Source organism: Candidatus Termitispirillum reticulitermitis, assembly GCF_054655775.1.
The window spans coordinates 1-684 of record NZ_BAAIHG010000203.1 but is presented as its reverse complement, the minus strand read 5'-3'; the positions used below and the strand labels follow the sequence as shown (position 1 = coordinate 684).

The 684-nt window shown below is 46.1% G+C and carries 1 protein-coding gene; it reads left to right on the top strand.

Annotated features, from left to right (window positions below; genetic code table 11):
• On the top strand, nt 1–684 hold a 684-nt coding region (gene mazG / locus AC1MDJ_RS08295; protein WP_479690442.1), incomplete at both ends, for a nucleoside triphosphate pyrophosphohydrolase.

The following is a 684-nucleotide window of genomic DNA, read 5'->3' as shown; positions in this document are numbered from 1 at the left end:
AGCAACACACGCTATATACTCTATCAGATGACTTTATAGACGAAGCCTACGAGCTGTTGGCTGCCCTTGAGAATAAAGACGTTAACAATGTCTGCGAGGAGCTTGGGGACGTGTTGTTGCATGTAGTGTTGCACGCGCAAATTGCAAAAGATGAGGGGCATTTTGAGCTAGAGGATGTAGTAAAAGGTATATCTGAAAAGATTGTCCGCAGGCATCCGCACGTGTTCAACCCAGATGGAACATTGCTTGCACACAGTGAGGATATAAACTCAGACGAGGTGCTCGTGCGCTGGGAGGAGATTAAAAAACAAGAGAAAGGGCATAAGGCAGAAAAAGAGGGCGTTTTAAGGAGAGCTAAAAAGCCCGCGCCTACTATGAAAAAGGCAACTAAACTGCAAGCTGCTGCGGCAAAGGTTGGTTTTGACTGGGAACGGGACGAAGATGTGCTACTAAAAATAGACGAAGAGCTGAATGAACTGAAAGTTGCCATTGCCGGCAAAGACAATGGAAATATACAAGAGGAGCTAGGCGATATTATGTTTGCACTGGTCAACCTAGCGAGACGACAGGGGATAGATGCTGAAAGGGCACTAGAAGCAACGAGCAAAAAGTTTATAAACAGGTTTGAATATATAGAGTCAGAGCTTGCCAAGCGTGGCAAGACTCCGCAAGACAGCAACCTGC